The organism is Bartonella sp. B17 (assembly GCF_053795755.1).
Genome location: NZ_CP200032.1, coordinates 48,385 through 74,937, shown reverse-complemented (window position 1 = coordinate 74,937; position 26,553 = coordinate 48,385). Strand labels below are relative to the sequence as shown.

Sequence of the window (26,553 nt, the reverse complement as noted above, 5' to 3'; positions counted from 1 at the left end):
TTTCATATATTTGATGTAAGGCAATATACTGTGTGTGATTAATATATTGCTGATATTCAAAATAGTGTTCTTGTGAAATCTTTTTTTGATGATTTAAAAAAAAAGATCAGTGGGAGCGAGATATTTGTAACATTTACAGTTCAAATTGATAATTGGCATTGGGTAAAGAGATTTTTTGCTTATGAACGAGCAAACACATGTTCACACAGATGTTTGAAATGATTGTAGTTTTAAAACTACCCTTCATAATATTTGATACAGATTCGGATAAAATTTTTTCTAGTTGGTGAGTTATTAATCTCTAGCTTGATAAGAGCGCAAAATAATGGTTTATGATTAAGGATTTATGCCTTGAAAGTGTGCGGTTTCGTCATATTCCATTGGACATTCATCTTATGTTTATGTTTTAGAGGCGTATCTGAATACTTATGAATGCTTATTGATGAGCCTTATTTGTGGAGATCAAACACTGTTTATGCATTGTGACGAAGCTGAAATCATTTGGCGTTTTATTGATCCAATTCTAAAAAGATGGAAAGCAATAAAGCGGCTCATTCCGTTTATGGGCATAGCGTTGATTGATGGAGTCATCTGCTTCGACTGTTTTTATGAAATGTGACAAGCGTATGTGAAATAATTGAGTTTAGAGCAATAATAATGCATGGAATGAATATAGACCGTTTAAATTTTGAAACACCTACTGCCTTAGCTTTGGCATTGGCTGATCGAGTCGCAGCAGAACTTAGTGTATCTGTTCTTGAGCATAAACGAGCAGTTTTAGCTGTTTCTGGTGGTAAAACATCAGAACTGTTTTTTCATTATTTATCAAAAGCGGATATTGATTGGAAAAATATCATTATCACTTTGGTTGATGAACGCTTTGTTCCTGTTGATCATGAGCGTTCAAATGAATATGTCGTGCGGCGCTATTTGTTGCAAAATTTTGCGGCTAAAGCACGTTTTGTAGGACTTTATCATAAGGCAATTACTGCTGAGCTTGCCGCTTTTTCAGCAGCTAATCGTATAAGTACTTTGCCTAGACCATTTGATGTTATTGTCTTGGGAATGGATATTGATGGACGCACCGCTTCCTTTTTTCCTAATTCTGATCGTTTAAAACAAGCACTTGATCTTCAAACACAAGCACTTGTTTTGCCTATTTACGCAAAGAGCGCTCTTGAACCGAGGCTTACGTTAACTTTGCCAGTTATAGTGCAATCTCGTTTCATTGTTCTTCATTTTGAAGGTTTTCAGAAACGCGATTGTTTTGAAGTGGTTTGTCAGGATGGAGCTGAAATGGCAATGCCTGTCCGAGCGGTTTTGCGCAATGCTCATCATCTTGTTCAGATTTATTGGTCGCCGGCAGAAAATGAAATAAATGAAGCAGAGCATGACACGGATGCAATGGATATCCAACTTACTTTGGGCGATGAAACGCGGACATAAAATGAGTGAGGATAAACATAGCATTACTCTTTAATAATATGCTTCTGGCATATAAATCTTTTGAGAGCGTTCTTTTGTTAATGAAAAAGCTACTTCTGTAGTAAGGAGCGTTGTACTACTTACACAGTTAATACGACAGTGTAATGGAGAGAGAGCTATTCTTTTTTCGTGTGAAGTGGTTGCAGTGATAACAGTTTGTTAGTTTAGCATATGATAGTTTGATGCAGCATTCTATCTCATAGATTGTAATAAAATTATTTGATTTTTAGATTATGAGCTAATATTGGATTGTTTCTCAAGGTTTTTTTGCGTATCTCATATTGGTGGACAAAGCCAATAATCAAGCTGAACTATATTATCCTTACGTAAAAATAAGATAGATCGGCAGATTTTGCTATAATTAAAAGCGTTTTTCTAATTACATTACTATGTGCAGGGGACATGTATATTTTATGGAACAGTCGATGTAAATCAGATGATTGAAGTACATGATGATGTTACACATGTTGAAAGTTCTCTTTAGCACGGATTTATCCTAACGGCTTACTCTTTAATTAAATCATTTTCATATGATTGATGGTATGGAATTTTATCATTCATGAGGTGATCAGGAAGAGTTTATTTCACGAAGATGTTGTTATAATTTTTTGTAAAAATTTTAATATTTATGCAATTCAAGTAAAACTTTGCATTGATAACAATGTGAGAATTATCCTATTTTTACTAAAAATAATAATTATAGAATTATTAAGAGTGAAAAAAATCGTTTTAGTGTTCATGTGGAGAAGTTAATACCTCTGAAAGAGGTAATAAGATTTAAACATGCAGATAAGCATATTATTAGCCTTTCAAATAATGAAGGTAACGTTAAGCGCAAAAGCTTTCATGTTTTTTGTCAGTCAGTTCATCGTGCAGATAAAAGAACGTTTGCTATTATAATATGAATTATGAATAAAGTGAAAAAATTAAAAGTGATGCGAGTGCAATGAAAATGCATAAAGTTTTTAGAATTTTGGTATGGACAGATTATGCGATCGAGCAGCGGCTTTTAGTGTATTAACCATGAGCATGGCAATTGTCATAGGTCCAACTCCTCCTGGAACAGGAGTAATAGCGGCGGTTTTGTCTTTTATTTTTTCAAAATCAACATCACCTACAAGACGTGTTTTTCCTATACCTTTTTCTGGTGCTGCAATGCGGTTAATGCCAATATCAATAACAATGGCACCATTTTTAACCCACTCTTTTTTAATCATTTGTGGATGACCTACTGCTACTATTAAAATATCGGCGCTACGACACACATCATCGAGATCGCGAGTACGACTATGAGCAATTGTCACGGTAGCATTGGCGGCTGTTAGAAGGGCTGCCATAGGTTTTCCTACAATATTAGAGCGTCCGACGACGACAGCATCAAGATTCGATAAATCTCGTCCGCATTGTTGTTCAATCATCATCATAGCACCAGCTGGTGTGCAGGGAATGATAGCGTCTTCAAGAGCGTTTGCTGCAAGTTTTCCGACATTGATATAATGAAAACCATCAACATCTTTTTGGAAAGCAATAGCTTGTGTTATGCGATTTGTATTAATATGGGCAGGTAGAGGAAGCTGCACCAAAATACCATGGATTTTTGGATCTGCATTTAATGTTTCAATGAGTTGAAGGAGTTCTTCTTCTCGTATTTCTTTGGGCATCGCATGCTTTATTGAAAAAAAACCACATTCTTCAGCTTTCTTACTTTTTGATGCGACATATATTTGGCTTGCGGGATCGTCTCCGACAATGATAACAGCTATGCCAGGTTGTATATTGTAGCGGTCGTAAAGCTTTTTTGTTTCAGCCTTAACCTTTACAATGACCTCTTCAGCAAGCTTTGTTCCATCTATAATATTGTTCATGAGAGAGATCCTTTCGGTAGAGCTATCCGTTTTTGTAAAGCATTTGCTGACAATACAATAGAGCTATGTAGCAACATTAATATGAGAATGGTAAGGGTAGTTTGATAGTTTTGTATATTAGTTTTCGAAGTATTTTAAGATAATTGTTTTCTTAAGAAGCAGCAATATTGCTGTTATAATAAACTTTGGATAAGAACAAGAATAATGAAGTTATTAAATTTCGATATATATATTCTGGTGTTATAGGGATTGTTTAATGACAATTTAAATTTTCTTTTATTCTGTTATAAGTGCGAAATAGTGTAGAGAGAGATTGTATACGCTAGAATAGTAAAATTTTTGAGTGGGATTTTTGTTACAATTGTTTTTTTGTTTGGGGTTTGTATTTTTATTCTACCTTATTCATATCGACAGATACGATTTGTTTTCGTTTAGCACAGGATTTAAGTGCGTGGACAGGTTATAATGTGCAATTGCGTGATCCACTATGGTTGAAACTTTTTCCTTATACTAAAGTGTTTCTTTCCGGCGTTACTTTAACAGTAAGAATTAATCATACTGTACCACTGTTAAAAGCTGAATCAATAGAAGTTGATCTTTCTTTTAAGATCTTTTTTTAGGGCATATTTCTTTTTTAGAGACACGGATTGTATGTCCACAATTTGTTATAGAAAAGCCCATTAAAACAGCAGTTGATTTTTTTGATAAATTTTTGCAGTCATCAAGGTGCACTAGGACTAGCAATACGTAATGCTCGTGAAATAATGAAACATAACCTTGAATATCCAGATATAGAATGTTTTTTGAATCAACCCTTTGGGCGGATTGTTATTGAAAATGGCGTACTTGTGTATCACTATAGTATTTCCAGTGTAGCTGAAAATAACAGAATTAAATGCGACTTTAGATTGGCCAAAATTAACGCAGGAAGCGCGATTTCGTGCAGATGCTTATTGGCGTGGAGAGTTGACAAAATGGTCGATTGATGCAGATCAAGCGTTGCTACTTTTAGCAGGGGGAAAAAGCCGGATTAAGGCAAGCGTCAATTCTGTGCGTGGTAGTATAACCCTTTACAGGACAAGCACAATTATCTGAATATTATTTTTTGACGGTAAGGTATTAATGCGTTCTTCAAGTTTGCATAAAACATTGACTTGGATTGAGGGCGGTCAGTTTTTGGGTTATCAATTAAAAATGCTATTGTATGGGAGTTTCTTTTTAGCGCAGCCAATGCGTATTCAAATGAGTAATATTATTTTATATTTATAATAAGTACAGCAAATGCGTGTGGAGTTTTAGAGCTTGATTTTCAGGATCATGTCCCAATCGTTTGAATCTTTAGCATTTGATAATCTGGATTTTAACCTTTTGGAACTGGTGCTTTCTTCAGTTAAAGAGAAAGTAGAACTCTTTGATATGACAATTTTTGATTGCATTGGGGAAGATGTACGGTTTTTTGCGCCACAAGCAAAAGTTGGTAATGTTGCATTCATTAATTTAGTTGCTGCGATACAAATAAGAGATAGACTGGTATTTTTGCTCTTAGACATGTTAATATTTTTGGTGGATCTATTCAAAGCAACACTCAAATTGCACTAGATGGTAAGAATGTGCGTATTAAGGATGCGCTGCTTCAGATGATTCTATTGATACGCAAGCTACTTCAGAGGTTCTGTAAATTTTTCCTTTTGTACAAACAAAAGCTGACTTGAGCATGACAATAGGGATTCTTACCCGTTATTAGTCGAAAATTTTTGTAAAAATGTAAGGCGAATTTGTATTAAATATGTCGTCAGGTAGCTATTAGGGTATGATTTAAATAATCTGCATACAAAGCTTATAAAGGATGAACAATTTCTTTTAAACAAACGGTAATGCTCTATCTACAGCCTGTAATCATTGATGTGCACAGGGGGACTGAAATTTGTCCATTCAGGGAAAATTGCAGCTGCTATTGCTCGAGGTCAGAAGAATGAACTTATACTGCAGGTACAATTACGAAAAAGTAACAGTTCAAAAACTTGATGTAAAGATATTCAATGTCTTGTTAGTAGTCTTGCTTTACCTTTTGTCTTTTCTCTTAATTCAGCAAGGCAAGATCGTGGAAATTTTCGGGTAAAAAGATGTTTATACAGATTGATATTTGTTTTTATTATTAATAAAATTTGCAAATACTACTGAAAAATGTTGTACTTGTGCAGAAATATTAAGGATATTCTACCATGTGTTTACTTATTAATTTGAGAGGAGATTCCATATCCATCTTCTGCAGCTGTACGTGTTCCATCTGCTCCAACTAAACCAATTCCTACAGTAATTAAAATAAAGGCTAGTATAGTAATGATAGTAATAACAGTAGCTTTTTTCGCAGACATATTTTCCTCAAATCATGCGGTAAATTATTAAACGTAATAGCGAATGGTATGTTATTATAAATTCTCTGAAAGTAGAATCATTCAGTGTTGTATTTGTTCCTTATTATTTCATAAAGCTAAAGAAACTCTATAGTTCTTTACGCATTATAGCTCTAGATATGTAGTTTTTCATTTTTTTTGATAATTATAGTTAACTATGGCACAATTTTTATGCGCATAAATTATAAGCTTAAAAGATTATTTATTCGACAACCACTTGCTTTGAATGAAAAAATAAAGATAGAGGGTTCTCAAGTTTTCTATCTTATCCGCGTTTTACGCATGCAAGAAGGGGACGAAATTTTAGTTTTTAATGGACAGGATGGTGAATGGCTTGCTAGACTTATCACTGTTAAGAAGAGATTTATTGTGGCTCAACTTATCCATCAAGAAAGGTTGCAAACGACGCATTCAAATCTTATTTACGGTTTTGCCCCTCTTAAAAATGCACGTTTGGATTACATGGTGCAAAAAGCTGTAGAAATGGGGGTATCGGTTTTGCAGCCTGTTATAACGCATCATACGCAGGTTACTCGTGTTAATATGACGCGTATAGAAGCAAATGTTGTTGAAGCTTCTGAACAGTGTGGTATTTTGTCTGTACCTAAGTGCGCTCCTGCTGTATCTTTAACAGAGTTTTTAGCATATTGGGATGAGACGCAACCTTTGTTTTTTTGTGATGAAGCGCAAAAATTGCATAATCCATTACCTCTTTTTAAAAAACATGAAGCTACTGTACTAGGTGTTCTTATTGGACCAGAAGGTGGTTTTAGTGAAGAAGAGAGAAGTTTTTTAAAAAAGCATCCTTTTGTAATTCCGATATCATTAGGTCCGCGTATTTTACGCGCTGATACTGCAGCTGTTACTGCTTTGGCTCTTCTTAATGTTACCGTGGGGAATTGGTCAATTGATTGAGAAGTTTGTAAAATTATTCACTTTAAATAATGGAAATAGGGATAGGATAAAATAGGTTATGGCGCTTGATATAATTGATGAAAGTGAAATTTATGACTTAGATTCCTTGGTTAGCTATTTTCAAGGAGGCTGTAAAGCAGAAAATGATTGGCGCATTGGTACAGAACATGAAAAATTTCCGTTCTATATAGATGGTTTTTGTCCCGTTCCCTATGAAGGCACAAAGGGAATTCGTGCACTTTTAGAAGGAATGCAAGAAGCTTTAGGATGGAAGCCTATTTTAGATGAAGGAAATATTATTGGCCTTGTAGGGACAGCTGATCAAGGTGCTATTTCTTTGGAACCTGGTGGACAATTTGAATTGTCTGGTGCACCACTGAAAACAGTTGGGCATACTTATTGTGAGCTGATGGAACATTTAGCTCTTCTGAAGAAAATTTCAGCGCCATTAGGAATTGGTTTTCTTGGCATTGGTGCTAGTCCAAAGTGGACATTGGCGGAAACTCCGCGAATGCCAAAATCACGTTACCAAATCATGACAAACTATATGCCTAAAGTTGGTCGCAATGGCCTTAATATGATGTATAGAACATCAACTATTCAGGTTAATCTTGATTTTTCATCTGAAACTGATATGCGGCGAAAGATGCAGGTATCAATGAAGTTGCAGGCCATTGCGACAGCCTTATTTGCTAATTCTCCTTTTACTGAGGAGCGCCCAAATGGCTTGTTGTCTTGGCGTTCTCAAATTTGGCGCGATACTGATAATCAGAGAACTGGGATCCTTCCTTTTGTATTTTCTGAGAATTTTGGTTTTTTGGATTACGTTGAGTGGGCACTTGATGTACCAATGTATTTCGTTGTGCGCGACGGTCGTTACTATGATTGTACAGATATCACTTTTCGACAATTTATGAACGGAGCGTTAAAAGGAAAAGTTACAAATTCAATGCCCAATATAGGAGACTGGGTTAATCATTTGTCAACGTTGTTTCCTGAAGTACGTTTAAAGCAGTTTTTAGAAATGAGAGGTGCTGATGGCGGTTCTTGGAAGCACATCTGTGCATTGCCGGCTTTTTGGGTGGGAATTCTTTATGATAGTGAAGCATTGAATGAGGCAGAGGCTTTTGTAAAAGATTGGAGTTTTGAAGAGGTTTTGGATATGTGTCTACGTGTTCCAAAAGAAGGATTAAGAACACCGTTTCGTCAGACCATACTTTTAGAATTAGCACGTCAGGCTGTTGCTATCTCATGCAAAGGCTTAAAAAATCGCGGGCAGCGTGATGTGAATGGTTTTGATGAAACAAATTTTTTGAGTCCCTTGGAAGAGATGATTGCAGTGGGACAAACAGATGCTGATAAACTTTTGTCTCGTTACCATTCTGTTTGGGGGGAATCTGTAGAATCAGTGTTTTTAGAATGTGCCTATTAAGATTTTTATGAAGCAGGAGCTGATATAGAAAAGAATATAGCTTATGGTATTACTCAAATTTCATGATAAAAATTTTTAAATAAGCGAAGTATAAACGAGAATGATCTTACAAGATCTATTTATGTGTAATGCAAAGATAAGTGTTTAAATTGAAATTTGTATTAACAAAACTAAAGGCTTCAATCATATAAAGAAGAAATATCGTGTAATTTTGATTCCAAAATGTATATTGGGCATGGTGGTATGTGTCACTAGTAACTTCTTACCTTTACCATATTTGAAATTATCTAGAGCCAAATTTTTCATTATAGATTAAAAGTTAATCATCCTATTTAGATGAATCGTTACAAGGTACAGATTGGAATTGATGACATTAATAGAAAGTGCGAGAAAATTTTTAAATACCTATTTTAAAAGCTTTTTAAACCTCTTTTTATTTTCGTATCAATTTGAGATTCTGCAATTCTCGTAGTCAGCAATCTCTCTTTAAAGATATGCTATTTCATCTTTTCACTGTCCTCAAAATATATTAAGCTTGCTACTACTATCATTACAATTAAATCTGCAGAATATACCTCCACAAATCTTCTTAATATATGAGCTGATTTCTGAATCAAACCACTTTGCTGGTACTTTTGAAACGGTTGCTAAAATTTTTTTGGTTAGTTTTTTTACTTTTATTAAGTAAGCAACTCTTAACAAAACTATTCCTAAATATTGCTGTTGAGTTTAGCAAAATAAAAAGCAAAACATCTGTTTGAGGCTTATCTCCTTCTCTCTTAAAAAGAAAAAAGGTACACTAGAAAAACCTCTCCATACACAATACCGATAAATTTTTTATGCTTTGCTTAATCTTATTGTCATTCTACTTTAAGCACGATAACACAAAAATCACATTATCTTATAGCAGCAGTCTTGCCGTTGCTGACAAGACCCTCTCTCTGCGCACGCTTACGAGCAAGCTTACGTGTACGACGAATAGCTTCAGCCTTTTCACGTGCACGCTTCTCTGATGGCTTTTCATAATATCCGCGCATTTTCATTTCACGGAAGATGCCTTCACGTTGCATCTTTTTCTTTAGCGCACGCAGCGCTTGATCAACATTGTTATCACGAACGAGTACTTGCACGGCTTATCCTGCTTTATTCCAGTATCATAAATAATATACGAAAATGTGCCCCCTTTCAATAGACGTTCAAAAGGACACGCACTTCAGAACCCATACCACATAAATAAGGTGCTTGTCTATATTGCTTTTGAAAAACTCTATTTTTTTGCCATAAATAGCTTTTTATATTTTTATAATTGATCATCGAGTTTACAGATATAATCTCATGAAAGTCCTTGAATTTCATTATCTTTGTCGAGGTAAATTTTTTCAGCAATGGGATAGTGTGGTAAGCCAGGCATGGTCATGATATCTCCACAAATGACGACAATAAAACCTGCGCCAGCCAAGAGGCGGACTTCTCGTACAGGAATTTCAAAGTCAACAGGAGCGCCATATTCTTTAGGATCAGAAGAAAAGGAATAGGGTGTTTTTGCCATACAAATTGGATATGTTCCGTACCCCTCTTTTTCCCAACATTCAAGCTGCTTGAGAATATGATTTGCGATTATGGCTCCACGTCCACCATATAAATTTTTTATAATAGAATTAATTTTTTGAACAAGCGGAAGGTCATTGGAGTACAGAACTCTGAAATGATCTTCTTTTTCTTCAATTAGGGTAATAAGTTCCTGTGCAAGTTCTATAGCGCCTTTTCCTCCTTGTTTCCAATGTTTGCAAAGAACGGCTTTGTGTCCAGTCGTTGCAACTATTTCTTGCAATGTGCTTATTTCAGAATCACTATCGGTATCAAAATGATTGATAGCAACAATACAAGGGATGCCAAAGTGTTTCATATTTTTGATATGCCGCAAAAGATTGGCTGCACCCTTTTGTAAAGCAGTAATATTTTCTACTTCCAGATTATTTTTGTCCACACCACCATTCATTTTTAGTGCGCGAATTGTTGCGACAATTACTGTAGCATTTGGTATAATGTTTGCTTGTCGACATTTAATGTTAAAAAATTTTTCTGCTCCAAGATCTGCTCCAAATCCTGCTTCTGTAACAACATAATCTGCAAGTTTTAAGGCAGTCTTTGTCGCGATAACGGAATTGCAGCCATGGGCAATATTAGCAAAAGGCCCGCCGTGGACGAGAACAGGGTTGTTTTCAATTGTTTGTACAAGATTAGGTTGCATTGCATCTTTGAGAAGCACTGTCATTGCACCTTCTGCTTTAAGGTCAGCAGCTGTTACGGGTGTTTTATCATAGCGATAGGCGACAATAATTTTTTTTAGCCTTTGCGTTAAATTTTCTAAATTTTCAGCAAGACAAAAAATAGCCATAATTTCTGATGCAACAGTAATATCAAAACCTGTTTGACGTGGAAAACCATTAGTTATTCCACCTAATGAAATGATGATATCACGTAGCACGCGGTCATTCATGTCAAGGACTCGCTTCCAAACAATGCGGCGTGGATCAATATTCAGAGTGTTTCCCCAATAAATATGATTATCTATCATTGCAGCAAGAAGATTATGAGCAGCTGTAATAGCATGAAAATCGCCAGTAAAATGCAAATTAAGATCATCCATTGGCACGACTTGAGCATAGCCACCACCTGCAGCACCGCCTTTTATACCAAAACAAGGTCCTAAAGATGGTTCTCTTAAGGCGGCTATTGTTTTTTTCCCAATAAGATTGAGTGCATCATTCAGTCCAACTGTTGTTGTTGTTTTTCCTTCTCCAGCAGGTGTTGGGTTGATAGCAGTGACGAGGATAAGTTTACCATTTGGATTTTTACTGAGCGATTTTATGTACGTAGAAGAAATTTTAGCTTTGTCATGTCCATAAGGAATGAGATTTTCATCTGCTATATCAATTTTTTTTGCAATCTCTGTTATATGTTGCTTTTGAGTAGCGCGAGCAATTTCAATATCTGTTTGAGGCATAAGAAGATTCTTTAAACTTGGTTTCTGTTAATACTTAGGTTAATATTATAATCAGGCAATGAAACTTATAGCATATGAAAATATGGTGAAGTACCATAAAGGTTGATTATATGTTGCGCAAGAGGAAGCGCTAAAGTAAGGAAAGAGGAATTTATAGTTGTAGCTCTTTAATCAAGAAAACAGATGGGCGATTTGCGAGAAACTTAAAGCTATTTAAAAAACGCAAAAAATATAGAGGCTACTTAAACTCTACACGAAATGTTTTATTTATAGTCTCAATAGGATTACAATAAAGAGCTCTTACTCAAATTTAAAAAAAACGTGGCGCACCCGAAGAGATTCGAACTCCTGACCCCCAGATTCGTAGTCTGGTGCTCTATCCAGCTGAGCTACGGGTGCTCACATTTTCACTATATCGTATAGAACTTAAAAAGTCTCCTAATCTTTTAATTGCAGAATTGCAAGTGAAACTTGGTAAAAATAAAAATTTTATCTATTCGTTCATTCTACATTTTAAAAAGGATACAATATATCACGGTTTTAGTTGTATTCAGCATGATGGTTTCTTCTTTGTTATGTTAACGCGTATGATGATTCAACATAACAGCACTTGACACTCTAATTTACGAAATTATAGTTAGAATAAGTATAATTAAATTGGTGTATAGTATTGAATAAAATACATTTTGGATTAGTTTAAAGTATACTGCCTACATTATTCCTATTTCTGTGTAAGATTTGGATATTACTTTTGAGGGGCATTTCAGAAAAATTGCATATTAATTACGAAGCAAGGGTAGACGTATGGGATTGTTAAAAAAAATCATTCCAGTGGTGTGTTTAATTATCGTTCTGGTGGCTACTTATCTTTGGTCAAAACACGGTTCAGAACAATCTACTCTTACAGTGGGTAAAATAAAAAATGTATCACATGCAACACAAAAGGCGCCGAAGGAAATGCCTCCTGCGCATGTTGTCGTTAATTCTGTTAAAATTCAAAATTTTTATAAACAACTTAATGTCATTGGCAGTGGGCGAGCTATTGCTGCTGCAGAGCTAACTCCTTGGTCTGCAGGTATTATTGATAAACTTTATGTGTCTGCAGGAGAAAAAGTGCAAATAGGAGATTTGATTGCAAAGCTTGATTCTAAGAAGGAAGAAATTGCGGTTGCAAGAGCAAAGGTGCAACGTGACAATAGTGAATTAGCGCTTTCACGAACTCTTAAATTGCGCGCTACTAATACAGTAACAGAGGTTCAGGAAATTGCTGCACGCTTGGATTTAGAAAACGCGAATTTAGCTTTGCGCGATGCTGATTTAGCACTCGAACGGCGAACAATCCGTGCGCCAATCAATGGGATTGTCGGTATTTTGCCTATTGATGTAGGAAATGCCGTTTCTCTTAATACTGTAATAGGTAGTATTGAAAATAGGGAACGTGTTTTAGTTGATGTATGGGTGCCTGAACGATATGTATCACGTATGCGTAAAGGGGATGAAGTATCCGCAAATTTAGTAGCACAGCCAGACAAAACCTTCGTAGGTCATATTTATGCACTTGATAATAAGATTGATGAAGAAAGTCGTACATTTCATGTCCAAATTGAAATTGAAAACAAAGATGATATGCTTATGTCTGGTACGTCTTTTTCTATTAAATTTCGATTCTCTGAAGGTTTTTTTCCTGCCATTGACCCTCTTGCAATTCAATGGAGCAGTAAGGGATCTTTTGTTTGGCGTGTAAAAGATGGTAAGGTAGGGTACGTTCCTGTATCGATTATTCAACATAAAGAAGATCAAGTATTTGTAAAAGCTCCTCTAGAGGAGGGGGATCAAGTTGTCATTCAGGGAGTACAAATGCTTTATCCAGGTAGAAAGGTTATTATTGATGACCAAAAGGTTCATCAACAAAAATTATCGACAGCTGATGGACAGGATGTATAATGAGTCAAGAGTCTGAAATAAAGCAGCTTTTGGAAAAGCCGGAGCAGGGCGGTATTGTAGCGCTTTTTATTCGTAGATCAGTTTTTACTTTTGTTTTAAATGCCATGATCATGATAGCTGGATTTGCTGCATGGATGGGCGTTGATATACGTGAATTGCCAGATGTAGATATGCCGGTAACAACGGTTGTCACGAATTTTAGCGGTGCATCAGCGGAAACAATTGATCGTGAAATTACAAAAACCATAGAAGATGCTGTTTCTCGTGTCTCAGGTGTTAAAACTATTTCTTCAACATCTTCTTTTGGTCGTTCTCGTGTGGAAATTAAATTTAATGTTGGTGTTGATCTGAATGTTGCTGCTTCTGATATTCGTGATGCTATCTCTCGTATTATGCATACTTTACCTAAAGATGCAGATCCTCCTCAGATTATTAAGGCAGATTCCAATGCTGCTGCTATTATGTATTTGGTAGTGACTTCACCGACAATGAGTATTGATGATTTGACAACGGTTGTAGACGATCAAATTGTTGATTCGATTTCTGCTATCGATGGTGTTGGTGATGTGCAAGTTGATAATGCGCGCGTAAAAATTTTTCAGATTGATATTGATCAAGCCAAGCTCGCTAGTTATGGGCTAACTATAGCAGATGTTGCACGCGTCCTTTCTGATATGTCTATAGATGTGCCTGTAGGATCGCTGCGCAATTCTAAAGAAGCATTAATTGTGCGTGCTACTGCTCGATTGACAACATCAGAAGCTTTTGAACAGGTTGTGTTAAAGCCTAATGTGCATATTGGTGATGTTGCGAACATTACTTTGTCGCCTGATACTGAGAAGGTTATTCTTCGTATTAACGGAGAAACAGGAATTGGATTAGGTATTGTGCGTAAAGCGCAATCTAATACTATTGATATTTCTAAAGACGTTCGAGGAGTTGTTGATCATTTAAAAACTATCCTACCTTCTTCTGTGCAGGTAAATATTATTAGTGATGATGCTATCTTTATTAAGAGCGCTCTTCACGAAGTTGAAGCTGCATTGGTTATTGCGGTGCTCAGTGTGATTGTTGTTATTTTTCTTTTTCTTCGAGATATTCGCATAACACTTATTCCTGCTTTATCTATTCCAGTAGCTCTCGTTGGGACGATTGCAGCAATTTACCTTGCAGGGTTTTCTTTGAATATTTTGACATTTTTAGGATTAGTTTTGGCAACTGGTCTTGTTGTAGATGATGCAATTGTTGTTCTTGAAAATATTGTTCGACGACGCAATATGGGACTTGGTTCTTTATCATCGTCAGTTTTAGGAACGCAGGAGGTGTTTTTTGCGGTTATAGCCACAACATTGACTTTAGTTGCCGTTTTTATACCTATTTCTTTTCTTCCTGGACAAATTGGAAGGCTTTTTAGAGAATTCGGGTTTGTATTAGCGATTTCTGTTTTGCTTTCTTCAGTTGTTGCTTTGACACTTTGTCCTATGCTTGCTTCGCGTTTTCTTAAAGAACCCACTGAAGATAAGGAAGAGAATACGCGTTATTTTATCTTTTTAAATAAATTAGGGACTTATTTCAGTGAAAGTTATGCTCGTAATTTACATCGGTGTCTAGAGCATCCTTGGCTTGTTGTCTTTGCGTCATTTACTTTTTTAGGCCTTTGTGCTGGAGGCTATATGAAATTGCAACATGAGTTAACACCAGAAGAAGATCGGGCAGCTGTCTTATTGGTTATTAATGGACCGCAAGGAGTTTCAGCACAATATATAAATGAACAAGTAGAGCAAATTGAAGCGAGTTTGCAACCATTGCGCGATGCTGGTGAAATTATTAACAGTTATTCTATTGCGGGAATTGGTGGCTCACCTAATAGGGCTTTCCTTATTTTATTGCTTTCATCTTGGGAAAAACGTTTGCGTAGCCAACATGAAATTGTGAAAGAGATTAATGCAAAAGTTCAAAAATTTTCTTCAGTGTTTACATTCGTTGCACAAGGAAATTCTTTAGGAGTTCGAGGAACTGGACAAGGATTACAATTTGCAATCCTTGGGGATAATTATGCAGAATTACAGTCGACAGCTGACAAGCTTGTGAATGCTCTGCGAGCTGATAAACATTTCGTTCGTCCTAGACTTACTGTTGATGCAACGCAATCGCAGTTTTTTATTGAAATTGATCGGGAAAAGGCTTCTAATTTGGGAATTGATATTACCAATGTAGGTAATACTTTGCAGGCGATGTTGGATGGAAAAAAAATCGGTTCCATTTACGTGGATAATCATTCCTACGATGTAAAGCTTACATCACGTGAAAATCCTATCAATAATCCGGCTGATCTAGAAAATATTGCTTTAAAGACCAAAGATAAGCGATATGTTCCTTTGTCAGTTATTGCGGATATGCATGAAAAAGCTACTATACCTCAGTTGAAGCGAGAAGAGCGCATGAGTGCTGTTGTTATAAGTACAAATCTTGCTCCAGGTGTTGCATTAGGAAATGGTTATCGGATTATGCAAGAAATTGCTTCTTCTTTATTACCAGAGGAAAATTATATTATTCCTTTGGGAGAAGCTGCAACGCTAGGCGAGACATCTTCCAATTTAGTGATTGTTTTTGGAATTGCTTTTGTAATCATTTTATTGGTTTTAGCTGCACAGTTTGAAAGTTTTATTTCTGGATTTATTATAATGTCTACCGTGCCATTGGGGCTTGGTTGTGCAGTAATTGCTATGCTTTTGAGTGGTGTAAGCCTCAATATTTATAGTCAAATTGGTTTGATTTTGTTGATTGGTGTTATGGCAAAAAATGGAATTTTGATTGTTGAGTTTGCAGATCAGCTGCGTGATCAAGGTAAAAGTGTGCGTGACGCCATAGAGGAAGCAGCTAATATTCGTCTTCGTCCAGTTTGTATGACAATGATTTGTGCTATTTTAGGGGGAATTCCCTTGATTTTAGCAAAAGGAGCTGGTGCAGAAGCGCGTATAGCTTTAGGTTGGGTTATCGTTGGTGGTTTGGGATTGGCAACGATTTGTACTCTTTATGTAACACCAGTTGTTTATCTCTTCTTGGGGCGTTTTATAAAACCAAAATCAGAAGTAGCAGCGCGTTTAACGAGAGAATTAAGCCAAGCTGAATGATATTTTTGAGCAAAATGGCTGATAGATTTTAAAAACTTTTACTAAGAAGACGTCCTTTAAACAGAGGACGTCTTTAGTATCTTAGTCTTTTCATTTTTATATTGATTTATCTCGTGTATGGACAAAAAGAATTAGTTGCAATAAAGGAGCAGTTTTCTAGCCTAAAATATTTAAATTCTATTGGTGACGACCAGACGACCATAGGAGATATAATTTCATGATTCGCGATGAGAAGATCTTTGAGGGCGTTTTAAAAGCTTTAAAAGAACATGCTGTGAGAGATAAAGTCTGTGATATTCGTCAACATTTTGCAAAAGATGAACAACGTTTTACCAACTTTTCCTTAAAACTTGATGATCTCCTTTTTGATTTTTCAAAATGTGGTGTAACACTTAATACATTAGATCTCTTAGACAATTTAGCTGTTGTGGTAGATGTATTAGGTAGGCGTGAAGCAATGTTTTCTGGTGAGCTCATTAATGCGACTGAAAATCGTTCCGTTCTCCACACTGCTTTGCGCTTACCTGCTCATGAAGTTTTCATTTTGAATAAACGCGATGTCGTTCAAGATATTCAAGCTGTTTTTGCTCATATGGAGAATTTTTCTGAAACGGTTCGTAATGGAAGCTATAAAGGAAGCAGTGGTAAGAGTATAACGGATGTAGTAAACATTGGTATTGGAGGTTCTGATCTTGGACCTGCAATGGTTACCAGTGCTTTAAAACCTTATCACAATGGTCCATATTGTCACTTTGTTTCTAATGTAGATAGTGCTCATATTGCTGATATTCTTGCTGATTTGAATCCCGAAACGACACTGTTTATTATTGTTTCTAAAACTTTTACTACAACTGAAACAATGGAAAATGCTCGTGTCGCACGTCAATGGATTAGTTCTCATATAAAGGAAAAAGCAGTTGGGAAGCACTTTGTTGCTGTTTCAAGTGCAGTTGATAAAGTGACAGAGTTTGGCATAGATTCTTCGCGAATTTTTGAATTTTGGGATTGGGTAGGGGGACGTCATTCAATTTGGTCAGCGGTTGGTCTTATTGTTATGTTAGCAATAGGAGGTCAGGGATTTCGCCAATTTCTTGAAGGCGCTCAGCAGATGGACCAGCATTTTAAAAGCACACCTTTACACAAAAATATTCCTATTCGGTTTGCTCTTTTAGGATTTTGGCACCGTGTTATTTGTGGTTATTCATCGCGCGCTATCATTCCTTATGCGCAGCGTTTGGCATGCCTTCCAGCTTATTTGCAGCAGCTTGATATGGAATCAAATGGCAAGAATATTTCTTTAGATGGCAAGTCAATAACACATTCAAGTGGTCCGGTTACATGGGGAGGTTCAGGAACAAATGGACAACATGCTTTTTTTCAACTCCTGCATCAAGGAACAGATATAGTTCCTGTTGAGTTTATTTTATTTGTAAAGGGCCATGAATCTAATTTATGTCATATGCATGATATGTTGGTGGCCAATTGCTTAGCACAGTCAGAGGCTTTAATGAAAGGTCGCAGTATTGATGATGCTCGGCATGCCATTATAAATGATGGGACTTATGAAAGTAAGGCAGGTGACTTAGCAATTCATAAAAGTTGTACAGGAAATCGACCGAGCATTATGTTAATTCAAGATCAGTTGACTCCTTTTACGCTCGGTCGTTTAATTGCACTTTATGAACATCGCATTTTTGTTGAGGGTGTTTTGATGAATATTAATTCATTTGATCAATGGGGTGTCGAATTTGGTAAAGAACTAGCAAATGAATTATTACCCGTAGTTCGTGGAAAAAATAAAGTCTATAACCGAGATAGTTCAACATTGGGGTTATTAACTCATATTCAAGAGAGACGCATTTTGAGTAGAAAATTTGAGTAATGTTATTCCATTCAATAATATGGCGGAGAGAGAGGGATTTGAACCCCCGATAGAGTTTACCCCTATGCCGCATTTCGAGTGCGGTGCCTTCAACCACTCAGCCATCTCTCCGCAATTATTAAAGTACAACAGAATTTTTATTGTAGAGTCTAGATGAATAATATGTATTAAGTAACCTGCAATTTCTTTGGGAACAACCCTTTTTTTGCTTTTTTGTTAGCCTTTCTTGACAGAGAACAAAAATTCCATCATACATATTTGGGTGTAGGCATGAGAAGGTTTATGTGTGCACGATTTTTATGGATGTTTTATACTCCTCTTTTTAATTTGTTACGACTGATAAAAAGTGGCCTGTTTCCCTTTATTAATTCAATTAAAAGAGAAATAAGAGCTGGATCGAACGAAAGGATAAAAAATGTTCGCAGTCATTAAAACTGGTGGAAAGCAATATCGTGTTGTTGCTAACCAGCTGGTAAAAATTGAAAAAATTATTGGTAATGCCGGTGATGTTGTCGAATTTAAAGACGTATTGATGGTTTGTGAAGGGGATAATGCAAATATTGGTGCGCCTGTTATTTCTGGTGCTGCAGTTACGGCTAAAATTGTAGAGCAGAGGCGTGCACGTAAGGTCATTTCATTTAAGAAACGCCGTCGTCAAAATTCAAAGCGTACACGTGGTCATCGCCAAGAGATAACGACGCTTCGTATTTTAGAAATTCTGACTAGTTGTGTAGAAGAAAAAAAGATGACCGTAAAGCCGGTTGAGAAAAAAGCGGCTGCAAAAACAGAAATAAAAGCTACTGATTCATCCAAAAAAACTGCCACGAAGGCTTATAAGAAAAAGACTGAATCTCAAGAGGATTCAGTCGTGGCGTCGTCAGATGAGTAAGAAAGATTAAAGGAGAGCATCTATGGCACATAAAAAAGCTGGTGGTTCCTCGCGGAATGGTCGTGATTCAGAATCAAAACGTCTTGGCATTAAAAAATTTGGTGGTGAAGCTGTTATTGCTGGAAATATTATTGTTCGCCAGCGTGGTACGCGTTGGCATCCTGGTAATAATGTTGGTATTGGAAAAGATCATACTCTTTTTGCACTATCAAATGGAACGGTTTCTTTTTGTAAGAAAGCTGGTAATCGTTCGTATGTTTCTGTCATTCCTATAATGGAGATAGCAGATAAGCTGTAATATGATTCTGCAATAAAGTTGAAATTTCGTTAGATTTCAGTTTTGAAGTTATTTAATGCTGAAAGGGCAAGATAGGGTGCTATCTTCCCTTTTTTGCATTTTACGATATAATAGATGGAAAAGAGATCTATAGAGATTAAGAAGTAAAATCTGGAAAAACGTTTTTCTTAGGGAATTGCAGAATTTATATCGTATTTTATTGCGCGGGAGGTGTTAATGTGGTGTTAAGATTTGATGATAATTTGTTTAAGAAGATAAGAAAAACAGTCTGCTCTCTCCTTGCATGAAAAAAGGCACGATATGGTTTATTTTCAGAAAATTATAGAAAAACTTTATAAGGGTGTTTGCATAATTGTTTTTGTGAAAATGGATTAATTTGTTAGCTTTTGCAGTTTTATGATGGTTACTGTATTTTTTAGTTTGTGATGGGAATGGGTTAGGCTAATTGTTTAAAAAAGAGGAATATCTAAGAGAAGTATAAAGGATTATTAAAGCTATTTTGAGAATGATTGCACAGGGTGTTTAGGCAGCAATCTATAATAAAGTGAGCTGCACTGTAAAAAGCTTAAGTTTGACGAAAGTGAAATAACTGAAGAGCAATCTGCTGTGCGGAGGGTGTTCTTTTGACCTGTAATGTTATTGAGTATTGTAAAATAAAAATTTCCAATCTTATAGTGGAGATTGATTTAAGACGATAGTACTTCTTTTTATAGTCTTATTTATCCTGTTTGTTGAAAGTATCCAGAAATAAATTATGTGCGTGGACGATGCTTAGTTCTTGCTAGTGGGGAGCCGTTTTCTACATGATGCGCAAGTAAATAACGTCGTGTAAGTGTAATGCTTATTTGGGAAAAAAGGTCACAATATGATTAAGATTGCATCTTTAAGATTTTGTATTGTGAGATATTTAGTCATGAATAAATCTTAAAAAAAGCACGCCATGTGTGAACATTAATAATGATATAATCAATCAGAAACGAGCAATAGTGGGTGGCTTAATTTTGGAAAAGCAAATTAAAATATTCACTGAAATTATAGATAATTGGGGCATTCTATTTTTTATGTGAAGAATAATTATTTTACATCGAGGTTATGATAGTGTTTTTGAAAAAGAGAATGTCTGATTTGGTTAGAGTGCAATGATTTTTGCGTATATTTTGAACAGTTCGTTAGACAGAGTAGATGGCAACTTAGTTAATTAGGTTGAGGATTTTAGCATCTTTATTTGATCATATTTGATAGAATAAAGGAGAGATGCGGAGTTTGCTGTATTTTTAGAAATGTAGCTTTGAAATAAAATTTACAAAAATATTTTTAATGCATTTATAGGGTGTGAGGAGGTAGAAGCAATGAATGCAGATTTTAATGAAATAGAAATCTTGTCTATGAAATCTGTACGACTTGCAGCTGCGTTCGATCATAAAAGCGATGCAATTCACGCTGCTGTTGAATTACTTGTGCAGGTTGGTGCAATTGATAAATCTTATTTAGCTAGCATGTTTAAATGTGAAGCAACAACGAATACTTTGTTCGGGCATGGTATTGCAATTCTCCATGGAATAATTGAGAAGCGTGATTTTCTTATCAAAGATGCTATTGCTGTGGTGCAGATTCCTTCCGGTGTTGAGTGGTCTGATGGAAATAAAGTGCGCTTGATTATTGCGATTGCGGCTTGCTCAGATATTTATATAAAGATTTATAAAAAATTGACATGTCTTTTACTTGATAAAGAACGACTTGAAATACTGGCAACAACTGTGGACAAACAGCAGATTATTACAACTTTGCTTGGTCATAATGCAAAGATGGGGGAAACTTTTATTGGTGATCTTTCAATATGTCAGGAATGGACTTTAGATTATCCAAGTGGTCTTCATGCGCGACCAGCCTCTCTTTGGGTTGACTTTGCCAAAAAAGCTCAGGATTCTATTAGAGTTCGTTGTGATCAACATGTTACTGAAATGAAAAGTTTAGTTGGTTTACTGCAACTAGGAGCAAAAAACGGAGATGTTTTAGTTTTTTCGACAGATGCTGCAGATGGTATGAAGCTGCTTAAGGACGCAATTTCTGTCGCAAAGAAAGTCAGTATAAGCGAAAAATGCGTAATGAGAGAAATGGAATTTCAGACCAAAGCTCTTCACGGTTGGCATCCGCGTTCTGGACGCAAAGGTATTTCTGGTGTTGGAGCGAGTTTGGGATTGTCCATTGGTAAAATTTTTGTTGTAAAACGTAATGATATTTCCATAGTGGATCAGCCAATTGATTTTATAACTGACGCTGCATGTCTTGAAAATGCTCTTAAAAATACGAAATACAAAATGACATCAGTTATTGATGATATTGCAACTCGTATTGGATCAGATTCTGCGGCGATTTTTTCTGCGCAAATGATGTTGCTTGAAGATAAAACTTTGTTAGCACAGGTTCACCATTTTATGGCAGAAGGCCATGGTGTAGCTTGGTCTTGGGATAAAGCAATTAGGCAATTTGCAGATATGTTTTCTAAGATAGATAATCCTTTGTTAGCTGCACGTGCTGTTAATTTAGTTGATGTAGGTCGTCGTGTTCTAAGTGAAATCAATCCATCTTATAACTCATTTTTTCTAAATGATATCCCGCATGATATTATTCTTGTTACAGATGAATTATCTCCTTCTGATGTGGTTCAGCTTGACTGTACAAAAGTGCAAGGTTTGGTGACAGGATGGGGAGGACTCATGTCTCATACAGCTATTTTGGCGCGCACATTTGGTATTCCAATGGTTGTTGTTGCGAATGTTCATGCTTTAGCAGTGAAATGCGATACCCAAGCGATTATTGATGGCGATAACGGATTTATTTATCTTGATCCTTCTCTTGAAGATGTTGAGGATGCCCAAAAACAGATAAGCATTGTAACGCAAAAGCGTAGCGGTGAGATATGCATGCGCGGATTGCCAGTGCGAACAACAGATGGTAAAAGAATTCGTATCATGGCCAATGTTAATTATGCAGATCAAGTTCCTATTGCGCTTGATTTAGGAGCTGAAGGTGTTGGACTCATGCGTACAGAATTTTTATTTTTAGATAGTCCGCATGTTCCAGATGAAGAGGCTCAATTTGATATGTACCGAGCTGTGATTACAGCTGTAGGGGAAAAGCCATTAATCATTCGTGTATTCGATATTGGGGGAGATAAGCAAGTCACGCATTTACATATACCTAAAGAAGATAATCCTTTTTTAGATGTTCGAGGAACGCGCTTTTTATTACGTCGACATGATGTTTTGATTCCTCAGTTGCGTGCTTTGTATCGAGCTGCAAAAGCTGGGGGAAACTTATGGATTTTGTTTCCGATGATTACGTCTGTTTCTGAAATTTTTGCTATAAAAAAGATTGCAGAAGAAATTCGGATTAATATTGGTGCTCCAAAACTGAAATTGGGTATTATGATTGAGGTTCCAGCGGCGGCTATTATGGCAGATATTTTGAGTGCTTATGTTGATTTTTTTTCAATTGGAACCAACGATTTAACTCAGTATACAATGGCTGTTGATCGACAAAATCCTTATCTTGTATCTGAAGTTGATAATCTTGATCCAGCGATTTTGCGCATGATTCACCAGACTGTTGAAGGTGCAGCGAAGCATGGATGTTGGGTAAGCGTGTGTGGTAGTATGACTGGAGATCCTTTTGCAGCTATGATTTTAGCGGGCTTAGGGATTCGTGAATTGTCTATGATATCCTATGATATTTCTCCAGTAAAAGCATGCTTGCAAGCACACAGTTTTAAAGATATGAAAATTTTAGCAAAAAGAGCATTGCAATGTGAGACTGCGCAAGCTGTGCGCGCTCTTAGCAGCAATATAAGATAAGAAAAAGCTTTAAGCAAAATAAAATACTCGTTAATCTTGTAATTTGATACAATAATCACACTTAGATCATTTTTCTAAAATGAAGTTCATTATTTTATCTTCGCGAAGTGCGATTTAAAATTGAAAAACTAAGAGAGTGATGTAATCACTTCCTTGCTAATTACTGGGTATAATAAGGAAAAGTGGGAATGATAGTATTGAATAATCTGGTTTTTAAAAAAATGCATACTGCATATCAGTTTGAGATTTTTTGTCATCTTAACGGTAAGGGCAGCGCAGATGAACATTAAAGTGATTAATTTTTTATAATTTGAATATTGCATTTTTGGCATTATCTACAAAAAATCGTCTTTTAAAGGTGAAGTACGAGCTGTTGTTTAATGATATTGTACCTTATTTAGATAAATGAAGTATTTTTTTAGTTTTTAGTATCTAATTTAAGCTTGCACGTTATTTCTTTCTGGGTATAGTGCAAAACTCTGGAGAGGTGGCCGAGTGGTTGAAGGCGCACGCCTGGAACGCGTGTATATGGGAAACCATATCGAGGGTTCGAATCCCTCTCTCTCCGCCAGATATAAATAAAATCAATGAGTTACAGAAAAGTTAGGGAATTTTGATTCCATTGATTCTTTTAACTTATTTTGTTGCCTATCCCGAACCTTTTAATAGCTTATTCTCAACCATTTTATCCAAATATGAAGCAAGATTTGTCAGTATGGTACTTGATTCTTATTTTTATTAATCGTATAGTGGCGATATACGTTAGGGGTGCTAATGGCAATTGTAAGTTTCAAACATAAGGGCTTAGAATTATTTTATACAACAGGTTCGATAAAAGCTATTCGATCAGATCATGTAAAAAAATTACGCATTATCTTAACGGCCTTAACGAGTGCTGCCACGCCTGAAATGTTGAAAGCGCCTGCTTTTAAAATGCACCCTCTTAAAGGTAAACTCACAGGATACTATTCTATATGGGTGAATGGAAATTGGCGTATTACCTTTCGCTTTATCGGAACAGACATTGAGCTTGTTGATTATCAAGATTACCATTGATGAAAGGAATGAAAAAAATGATGCATAACCCCGCGCACCCGGGTGAAGTTCTAAAAGTAGCTTTCTTGGAAGAAATGGGGATAACAATACAAAAATTAGCTGACCATCTCCATATGACAAGAGCCTCTTTATCAAGAGTGATTAACGGACATGCTTCTATGAGTACCGATCTTGCTATTAAATTAGAGTTAGCTGGTTTTAGTAAAGCAAAATTTTGGTTGGATATGCAAACAAACTATAATTTATGGCAAGCAATGCAACAGACACAACCACTTATTTCCCCCCTGGTTTCTGATGCTATTCAAACACCGCTTTGATTTGTTTTTTTAGCTTCTATCCATTGCCTTAACCTTTTTGTAGTTTTTTAATTGCTTCTATTGCTAGACGTTTTTTATCGGCTGTTTTGGTATAAAGTGATGCCATTTTATCTTCAGTCCAGCCAAAAAGCGCTTTCATTTGCGAAACTGTAGCTCCTGCATTGGCTGCACGTGTTGCTGCTAATTTTCTTAATCCATGTGCTGATTTTTTTATGCCTGCTGCATTACACGCCTCGCGAAATAGGTTGCCAAAACTTTCTTTGACGAGTTTATTTCCGCTTTTTCCGCAAATAAATGTTTCATCACCAATAGAACCAGTTTTAAGAGTTTCTAACAGTTCAGGCAAAATTGGAAGAAAAACATCTGTTTTAAATTGGCTCTTTTCTGTTTTTAAGTGAATGACATTATCTGTAACATCTTTCCAGCCGATTCGAACTGCATCACCACGTCGCAAGCCTGTGTACAGAAGTACGTCAATCCAGACACGCTCATGTGTACCATGTGCCCATCTATTATAATATTTGTCGATGTCTTCTTCTAACCATGGTGTGAATCCATCTGGATTAAAAGATTTTGGTGCTTTTATGTTCAAAGCAGGATTTTTGCTTAGAAGAGCATTATCAACTGCCCAATTAAACAGACCATTTAAAGCTGTTAAAAAATGCCTTGCTGCTGCGGGGGTATTACGTCTTCTGTCTACAGCATCAAGAATATGTTGTTTTTCTATGCTTTTATAAGAACGATCACCAATAAGTTTAGAAACATTGTTTAAGATTCTGTATTTAACTTTTTGGGTCGATTCTGATTGATTATGCCATTGCATACTTTGTAAGTATTGATTCAACAACCAATCGAAAGACCCTTCTGTAAGTTTGGTGCGCTTCGTAGTTTTTGAGGAGCCGTTTTGCGCTTCTTTGATGGCAAGTGTGTAGTTGTCAATAAACTCTTGTGTTCCGTAGGTTCCTTCAATCCGAAACCGTGAGCCGTGACCAATACGTACATACCATATGATTTTACCATGGCGAGTGCATTCACGAACAAGATGAGGGGGACGACGTTTAGGCATGGCTAAAACTTTATACCATCAACAGAGCGACAAACTTTATTGGAGCTATATTCTTCTTGTTCAGTTTCAAGTGGTGGAAAATCATCTATGCTATAAATATTTACTATAGTTTCTGGTGTTCTAATTTTATTAATATGAATTAACAATTCACCCGTGGGTTTGATTTCCACAACCTCTGCTCCTTGTTTTTTGGCTTCTCTTAAGGCGCGGGCAATTGCTGGTTGGGTTATAGTCGGTGGACGATGAGCCATATCTGGTCTCCTAATTTTAGGTGCAATTCATTTGTGGCGTGAAATACGCATTTAATGAAAAGTTGTTATGAAGAAAGGGCGGGGGTGCTATAAGAAGGGGGAAAAAGCCCCCCATAGTGTTAAGCAGCCTTAGTCAATATCTGCTCCATGTCTTGCTCTATCTCTGTTAAAAAGGTCTCGACCGCTTTATTAATATGTTCAATCTGTTCTTCATCACGGTGTATGCGTCGTATTTTGAGACGTAAATGTGATGATTGGTCGGTAAAGCGTGGATCGTAGCTCACAAAATCACACCATTCGCGCCTTGTACAAGCCATTTGGAATTGCATTTGTGCGACATATTCAGGCTTGATCTGGTTATCGATAAAAAAGCGTATATGGGTTGTTGATTTGGGGCATTTGACTTCGATTAATCCCTGCTCTCCAATAAGACCATCAGGACTTGCACCAGCCATTGCAATTGTGGGGTGGGGCACAAAGCCGCATCTTGTTATATTGGTATCATAAATGAAGCTATATTCTTCAATTGCATCCTCTTCATGCTCAATACCCCACCGCATGTCTTCGGTTTCATAATGTGGGCTTATTTTTCCTGTTAGGCGCTCTGTAAGGAGTGTGATTTTGTATTCATCATATTTGCTTGTCGGCAGTCCTTTGGCTGTTCTATTAATGACACTGTAAACATTTGAGGCACTGACTTTTCCCAACCGTGCTTGAAACCATTCTGCTGTTCTTTGTTCCATC

At 36.3% G+C, this 26,553-nt stretch carries 19 protein-coding genes, 3 tRNA genes and 1 pseudogene; 14 read left to right on the top strand and 9 right to left on the bottom strand.

The features are described from left to right. Positions 1-379: 379 nt before the first annotated feature. Positions 380-619: a hypothetical protein gene (locus V4B18_RS00445; RefSeq protein WP_455476570.1), complete on the top strand. Its 240-nt coding sequence runs from the start codon at positions 380-382 to the stop codon at positions 617-619. A 38-nt stretch (positions 620-657) separates the two neighbouring features. Then, the gene (pgl, locus tag V4B18_RS00440; RefSeq protein ID WP_455475905.1) at positions 658-1,446 is read left to right on the top strand and encodes a 6-phosphogluconolactonase; all 789 of its coding nucleotides are present in this window, start codon (positions 658-660) and stop codon (positions 1,444-1,446) included. Positions 1,447-2,450: 1,004 nt separating this feature from the next. Here the strand turns inward: pgl and folD are convergent. Next, on the bottom strand, positions 2,451-3,350 hold the full coding sequence (gene folD, locus V4B18_RS00435; protein WP_455475904.1) for a bifunctional methylenetetrahydrofolate dehydrogenase/methenyltetrahydrofolate cyclohydrolase FolD: 900 nt from the start codon (positions 3,348-3,350) through the stop codon (positions 2,451-2,453). A gap of 312 nt (positions 3,351-3,662) precedes the next feature. Here folD and V4B18_RS00430 point away from each other — a divergent pair. Further along, positions 3,663-5,531: pseudogene (locus V4B18_RS00430) on the top strand (AsmA family protein). Between the two features lie 47 nt (positions 5,532-5,578). Here the strand turns inward: V4B18_RS00430 and V4B18_RS00425 are convergent. Beyond that, positions 5,579-5,725: a hypothetical protein gene (locus V4B18_RS00425; RefSeq protein ID WP_455475903.1), complete on the bottom strand. Its 147-nt coding sequence runs from the start codon at positions 5,723-5,725 to the stop codon at positions 5,579-5,581. A gap of 210 nt (positions 5,726-5,935) precedes the next feature. Here V4B18_RS00425 and V4B18_RS00420 point away from each other — a divergent pair, with 210 nt between their 5' ends. Both V4B18_RS00420 and V4B18_RS00415 read left to right on the top strand, forming a co-directional pair. After that, positions 5,936-6,679, top strand: coding sequence for a 16S rRNA (uracil(1498)-N(3))-methyltransferase (locus V4B18_RS00420; RefSeq protein WP_455475902.1), 744 nt, complete (start codon positions 5,936-5,938; stop codon positions 6,677-6,679). 58 nt (positions 6,680-6,737) lie between these two features. Further along, positions 6,738-8,111 (top strand): glutamate--cysteine ligase, encoded by a 1,374-nt coding sequence (locus tag V4B18_RS00415; RefSeq protein ID WP_455475901.1) that lies wholly within the window; start codon positions 6,738-6,740, stop codon positions 8,109-8,111. Positions 8,112-9,007: 896 nt separating this feature from the next. Here V4B18_RS00415 and rpsU read toward each other — a convergent pair. The 3 genes from rpsU to V4B18_RS00400 all read right to left on the bottom strand — a co-directional run bounded on the left by rpsU (position 9,008) and on the right by V4B18_RS00400 (position 11,517). After that, on the bottom strand, positions 9,008-9,241 hold the full coding sequence (gene rpsU / locus V4B18_RS00410) for a 30S ribosomal protein S21 (protein ID WP_455475900.1): 234 nt from the start codon (positions 9,239-9,241) through the stop codon (positions 9,008-9,010). 203 nt (positions 9,242-9,444) lie between these two features. Beyond that, positions 9,445-11,118 (bottom strand): formate--tetrahydrofolate ligase, encoded by a 1,674-nt coding sequence (locus V4B18_RS00405; RefSeq protein ID WP_455475899.1) that lies wholly within the window; start codon positions 11,116-11,118, stop codon positions 9,445-9,447. A gap of 322 nt (positions 11,119-11,440) precedes the next feature. Then, positions 11,441-11,517 (bottom strand) — tRNA-Arg (locus tag V4B18_RS00400). 405 nt (positions 11,518-11,922) lie between these two features. Here V4B18_RS00400 and V4B18_RS00395 point away from each other — a divergent pair. From V4B18_RS00395 to pgi, 3 genes are all read left to right on the top strand, one after another. Then, positions 11,923-13,062: an efflux RND transporter periplasmic adaptor subunit gene (locus tag V4B18_RS00395; RefSeq protein ID WP_455475898.1), complete on the top strand. Its 1,140-nt coding sequence runs from the start codon at positions 11,923-11,925 to the stop codon at positions 13,060-13,062. Then, complete coding sequence (locus tag V4B18_RS00390) at positions 13,062-16,196, top strand: efflux RND transporter permease subunit (protein WP_455475897.1); 3,135 nt, start codon at positions 13,062-13,064, stop codon at positions 16,194-16,196. The genes V4B18_RS00395 and V4B18_RS00390 overlap by 1 nt, the downstream gene beginning before the upstream one ends. A 217-nt stretch (positions 16,197-16,413) precedes the next feature. Next, entirely contained in the window at positions 16,414-18,078 is a 1,665-nt protein-coding gene (gene pgi / locus V4B18_RS00385; protein ID WP_455475896.1) for a glucose-6-phosphate isomerase, read from the top strand. 20 nt (positions 18,079-18,098) lie between these two features. On the opposite strand, the gene V4B18_RS00380 is transcribed toward pgi, so the two are convergent. Then, positions 18,099-18,189 (bottom strand) — tRNA-Ser (locus V4B18_RS00380). Positions 18,190-18,493: 304 nt separating this feature from the next. On the opposite strand from V4B18_RS00380, the gene rplU reads away from it, so the two are divergent. From rplU to V4B18_RS00350, 6 genes are all read left to right on the top strand, one after another. Continuing rightward, positions 18,494-18,967 carry a 50S ribosomal protein L21 gene (rplU, locus tag V4B18_RS00375; RefSeq protein ID WP_455475895.1) on the top strand — a complete coding sequence of 158 codons (474 nt, stop codon included), beginning with the start codon at positions 18,494-18,496 and terminating at the stop codon, positions 18,965-18,967. A gap of 22 nt (positions 18,968-18,989) precedes the next feature. Then, complete coding sequence (gene rpmA, locus V4B18_RS00370; protein ID WP_455475894.1) at positions 18,990-19,265, top strand: 50S ribosomal protein L27; 276 nt, start codon at positions 18,990-18,992, stop codon at positions 19,263-19,265. A gap of 1,349 nt (positions 19,266-20,614) precedes the next feature. Next, on the top strand, positions 20,615-23,119 hold the full coding sequence (ptsP, locus tag V4B18_RS00365; protein ID WP_455475893.1) for a phosphoenolpyruvate--protein phosphotransferase: 2,505 nt from the start codon (positions 20,615-20,617) through the stop codon (positions 23,117-23,119). A gap of 481 nt (positions 23,120-23,600) precedes the next feature. Beyond that, positions 23,601-23,690: transfer RNA gene (locus V4B18_RS00360), tRNA-Ser, on the top strand. A 203-nt stretch (positions 23,691-23,893) separates the two neighbouring features. Beyond that, positions 23,894-24,175 (top strand): type II toxin-antitoxin system RelE/ParE family toxin, encoded by a 282-nt coding sequence (locus V4B18_RS00355; RefSeq protein ID WP_455475892.1) that lies wholly within the window; start codon positions 23,894-23,896, stop codon positions 24,173-24,175. A gap of 17 nt (positions 24,176-24,192) precedes the next feature. Then, positions 24,193-24,492 carry a HigA family addiction module antitoxin gene (locus V4B18_RS00350; protein ID WP_455475891.1) on the top strand — a complete coding sequence of 100 codons (300 nt, stop codon included), beginning with the start codon at positions 24,193-24,195 and terminating at the stop codon, positions 24,490-24,492. Between the two features lie 28 nt (positions 24,493-24,520). On the opposite strand, the gene V4B18_RS00345 is transcribed toward V4B18_RS00350, so the two are convergent. The 3 genes from V4B18_RS00345 to V4B18_RS00335 all read right to left on the bottom strand — a co-directional run bounded on the left by V4B18_RS00345 (position 24,521) and on the right by V4B18_RS00335 (position 26,552). Further along, positions 24,521-25,558, bottom strand: coding sequence for a tyrosine-type recombinase/integrase (locus tag V4B18_RS00345; protein WP_455475890.1), 1,038 nt, complete (start codon positions 25,556-25,558; stop codon positions 24,521-24,523). Positions 25,559-25,560: 2 nt separating this feature from the next. Beyond that, entirely contained in the window at positions 25,561-25,809 is a 249-nt protein-coding gene (locus tag V4B18_RS00340; RefSeq protein WP_455475889.1) for a hypothetical protein, read from the bottom strand. A gap of 119 nt (positions 25,810-25,928) precedes the next feature. Further along, entirely contained in the window at positions 25,929-26,552 is a 624-nt protein-coding gene (locus V4B18_RS00335) for a lambda exonuclease family protein (protein WP_455475295.1), read from the bottom strand. Position 26,553: the final 1 nt, after the last annotated feature.